This window comes from Alloprevotella sp. OH1205_COT-284 (assembly GCF_003859795.1).
GTDB lineage: Bacteria > Bacteroidota > Bacteroidia > Bacteroidales > Bacteroidaceae > Alloprevotella.
Map to the genome: position 1 here is coordinate 1 of NZ_RQYI01000049.1, position 4578 is coordinate 4578.

The 4578-nt window shown below is 54.4% G+C and carries 2 protein-coding genes; one reads left to right on the top strand and one right to left on the bottom strand.

Annotated elements, in window-relative coordinates:
* Nucleotides 1-275 precede the first annotated feature (275 nt).
* Nucleotides 276-1283: a YitT family protein gene (locus EII14_RS08920; RefSeq protein ID WP_124932179.1), complete on the top strand. Its 1008-nt coding sequence runs from the start codon at nt 276-278 to the stop codon at nt 1281-1283.
* 472 nt (nt 1284-1755) lie between these two features.
* Here the strand turns inward: EII14_RS08920 and clpB are convergent, their stop codons facing one another.
* Entirely contained in the window at nt 1756-4377 is a 2622-nt protein-coding gene (clpB, locus tag EII14_RS08925; protein ID WP_124932180.1) for an ATP-dependent chaperone ClpB, read from the bottom strand.
* Nucleotides 4378-4578 lie beyond the last annotated feature (201 nt).

Genomic DNA, 4578 nt, shown 5'->3' on the forward strand with positions numbered 1-4578 from the left:
GACCAAGACAAAAACTCGATTTTGAAACACCTAAATCGGAGTTCTACAAAAGAATATCATAATTTTGCACTTGCTGGTTGACTCTACGATAGCCTAATCCCGGCTATCTTTGTCACGAATGTGTGGAAAAAAATATAAGATACACACATCTTTCTATGAGGATTTCGTACCTTTGCAGGTGTTTAACGATATTGGCTGTCTGTTTTTATATTATGCAGCTGCCGAAATGGCTATTGCGCAGTAGCGCACCTTGTTTATATTAGAACATTTGACATATGAGTTTCAATTTGCAATCCATTAAGAACTGGGCAGAACCATCGAGACATTTAAATTGGTGGTTATCATGGGCACAAATAGCGTTGGGCTGCACGATTATGGCCGCAGGCTTTGTGTTTTTCATCAATCCTTACAACATCGTTCCGGGAGGCGTATATGGTGCCAGCATCGTGTTGCACAACATTTTCCCGACCATATTGGTAGGTACGTTCGGCTACTTTTTTGAGATACCTTTGCTACTTCTCTCAGCTCTTTTACTCGGTGCCAAATTAGGCACCCGCACTTTGGTGGCCTCTCTCTCGATTCCTTTGATCATGAACCTGCTCACTTGGTTATCCTATCCGGATGTGGCCTCTATGCAGGCATTAAATCCTGCCAAACTCTGCGGAGGCGTGATCAATATGTCGCAACATCTGATGCTCACCACCATTATCGGCGGATGTGTCATCGGATTGGGATGTGGTATCGTTGTTCGCAATCAAGCCACCACCGGCGGCACAGACATCGTAGGCATGATCATGCAGAAATACGCCAATATCCGTTTTTCGAACGCCATTTTGATTTGCGACGCGGTGGTCGTTCTTTTTGGTTTGATCGTAATCGGTTTCGGTGCCGGCGACAGCAATTCCGACACCCCTTCGTGGCATCTCTCGTTTTATTCACTCATCGCCATCTTCTTCACGGCCAAAGTCATTGCCTATATCATCAACGGTGCGCAAGACGACAAATTGATTTTCGTTGTTTCCGACAACGCCAATGAAGATATGCGAAAATTCATTCTCGAAACGCTTGATCGTTCCGCCACCCGCATCAAAAGTAGTGGCCTTTATACTAACGAAGACAAGGAGATGCTCTTTTTGGTCGTTTCCAATAAAGAACTGCCGGCCGTCAAGCTGAAAATACAAGAGGTCGATCCGAAAGCCTTCGTCGTTGTCACCGATGCCCATGCGGCCTACGGAGAGGGTTGGAAACCATTACCCGTACCCGGAGAGTTACATCCGGAATAGCCACTTGTCCGCCCCCAAAAAAACTATTGACCTTGTAGAATATATGTTTTACTTTGCGATCGGAAACGATTGGATCGGCAAAACTAAGTTGGGAGCAGGGGGAGATCTTTATAGGGTAAAGAGACGAAAAAAGAAAGAATTGACAAAATAAAAAAAATAGTTTTGCAGAGGTTTCCCTTTTGAGATTTATCGGATAGCATATTAGTTTTTCTCCGTGCAAAGTCATTAGTTTATCCCCGTGTTTATGTTGTTAGTGTATACACGGCGCAAATACATTAGTTTTTATCGCAGCAGTTTTCCTGCACCGGATCAGACCGTCGCTTTCCTCAAAAAACAATCGGGACAAAACGGCGGAGAAACCGTTTTGTCCCGAAAGGAGAAGACACACCACTGCCGAGAGGCGGAAAAACCGTTCATTGGCAGGAGGTAGTGGCGCAGGGTCTGACGCGTGCGTTGCAACGCAAGGGGGCGGCTACTCGTTGGAGAAAGTCAGCGCGTCGCCCGCTTTGCTCACAAGAATGGGGCGCGCCGTGGTGAGGTTGCCGCTGAGGAGGGCGCGCGAGAGATCGTTGAGCAAGAGGCGTTGAAGGGCGCGCTTCACGGGGCGTGCGCCATAGTCGGGATCGTAGCCCTCGGTGGCGATGAAAGCGACGGCGGCGTCGTGAACATGGAGCGTGATGCCCTGTTCGGCCAGTCGGCGAGCGATTTCGGCGATGCGGATGCGCACGATTTGCTCGATTTCGCTGCGCGAGAGGGCGGTGAACATGAGGATGTCGTCGATGCGGTTCACAAACTCCGGACGCAAACCGGGCATCGGCGTGCCCGACGGCGAGAGGCGAGGTGTGGTGAGAGCCGCCACAAGTTTTTCGCGCGTGGCTTCGTCGTCGGCCGTCATGCCTTCGGCTTCTTTGCCGGTGAGGAGGTTGGAGGTCATGACGACAATGGTGTTTTTGAAGTTCACTGTGCGCCCCTTGTTGTCGGTCAGACGGCCGTCGTCGAGCACCTGCAAGAGGATGTTGAACACGTCGGGATGTGCCTTTTCGATCTCGTCGAAAAGCACGACGGAGTAGGGTTTGCGGCGCACGGCCTCGGTGAGTTGTCCTCCCTCGTCGTAGCCTACATAGCCCGGAGGCGCGCCGATGAGTCGCGTGGCCGAAAACTTCTCTTGATATTCGCTCATGTCGATGCGCGTCATCAGGTTTTCGTCGTCGAAGAGGCATTCGGCCAGTGCTTTGGCCAATTCCGTTTTGCCCACGCCCGTAGAGCCGAGGAAGATGAACGACCCGATCGGGCGTTTCGGATCTTGCAGTCCGGCTCGCGAGCGGCGCACGGCATCGGCCACGGCCGTGACGGCCTCTTTCTGTCCGATGACGCGGCGGTGAAGTTCGTCTTCGAGGGTGAGGAGCTTTTCGCGTTCGCTTTGCAGCATCCTCGTCACGGGGATGCCCGTCCAGCGGCTCACGATGTCGGCGATGTCGTCGGCCGTCACCTCTTCTTTGACCATGGCCTCCGCACCCTGACGTTCGCGCAGGCGCGTTTGAATGTCGGCAATCTCCTGTTCGAGTTGCTGCACGCGGCCGTATCGTATTTCGGCCACGCGGCCGTAGTCACCTTCGCGTTCGGCACGCTCGGCCTCGAAGGCAAGTTGTTCGATCTGCTGTTTGTTTTGCTGTATCTTGGCCAGCAGTTCGCGTTCGCCTTCCCATTTGGCTTTTAGGCCGTGTTCCTCCTCTTCAAGAGTTTGAATTTCTTGGTTGAGGGCGGTGAGTTTGGCCTCGTGTGCCCCGTCGGCTGCGGTGTCGGCCTCTCGGCGGATGGCTTCGCGCTCGATTTCGAGCTGTCGGCGACGTCGCGAAATCTCGTCGAGCTGTTCGGGCTGCGAGTCGCGCTCCATGCGGAGTTTGGCGGCGGCTTCGTCCATGAGGTCGATGGCTTTGTCGGGGAGGAAGCGGTCGGAGATGTAGCGGTGGGAGAGGGTGACGGCGGCGATGAGGGCGTCGTCTTGGATGCGTACGCGGTGGTGGTTTTCGTAGCGTTCTTTCAAACCGCGGAGGATGGAAATGGCATCTTCGGGCGTCGGCTCATCGACAAGCACCGTTTGAAAACGGCGTTCGAGTGCTTTGTCTTTTTCAAAATACTTTTGATATTCTTCGAGCGTCGTTGCCCCGATGCTGCGCAGTTCGCCGCGGGCGAGAGCGGGTTTGAGGATGTTGGCCGCGTCCATAGCCCCCTCTCCCTTACCTGCGCCGACGAGGGTGTGTATTTCGTCGATAAAGAGAATGATGCCCCCCTCGGCGGCCGTCACCTCATTGACCACGCTTTTGAGTCGCTCTTCAAACTCGCCTTTGTATTTCGCTCCGGCCACGAGTGCGCCCATGTCGAGCGAGAAGAGGCGTTTGTCGCGCAGGTTGTCGGGCACGTCGCCGCGCACGATGCGGCGCGCGAGTCCCTCGACGATGGCCGTTTTTCCAGTGCCCGGCTCGCCGATGAGGATAGGGTTGTTTTTGGTGCGGCGCGAGAGGATTTGGAGCACGCGGCGTATTTCGTCGTCGCGCCCGATGACGGGGTCGAGCTTGCCGTCGCGCGCTTCGGCCACGAGGTCGCGGGCATATTTCTGCAAGGCCTGATAGGTTTCTTCGCTCGACGGCGAGTCGGCTTTGCGTCCGCCGCGCAGTTCGGCAATGGCAGCCGTGAGGGCGGCGTCGGTCATGCCGGCGTCTTTGAGCATCTGCGAGGTGGTGCCGGCGGTGCGAAGCACGGCCTGCAAGAGAGGCTCGAGCCCCACGAATTGGTCGCCCCCTTTGCGCGCAATGTCTTCGGCGGTGTGGAGCACGGTGTTGGCCTCGCGGTCGAAATAGGGTTCTCCGCCTTCCACGCGGGGCAGACTTTGCAAATGGCGGTCGAGGGTGGCGCGGAGCATGCCGTCGTCCACGCCCGACTTGCCGAGTAGGAAACGCGTCACGTTTTCGCCCACGGCGAGCAGGCCGTCGAGCAGATGAGCGGGTGTGATGGTTTGTTGCTTCAACTCGCCCACTCTGCGAGCTGCGTGTTGCACGGCTTCTTGTGCTTTGATGGTGAATTTTTCGAAGTTCATGGTGTGTTGTTTTTATTGTTTTGTTGTTTGCCCAAATGGTTGCAATACGCTTGCCGAGTGTATAAAAATGTCATTTTGACGCAAAAAACTGTCTTTTCGGCAGAAGTGAAACTGTACTTTCAAAATCGAAGTGCAACAAATAGTTTTGTTTTTCATGGGTCCTAATCTATGAAAAACACCGCGGGTTTGCCTCGCGGCCGG

Bases quoted from the DNA above. Each gene is read 5' to 3' on its own strand.
- EII14_RS08920 (WP_124932179.1), top strand. From the start codon at position 276: ATGAGTTTCAATTTGCAATCCATTAAGAACTGGGCAGAACCATCGAGA.
- clpB (WP_124932180.1), bottom strand. From the start codon at position 4,377: ATGAACTTCGAAAAATTCACCATCAAAGCACAAGAAGCCGTGCAACAC.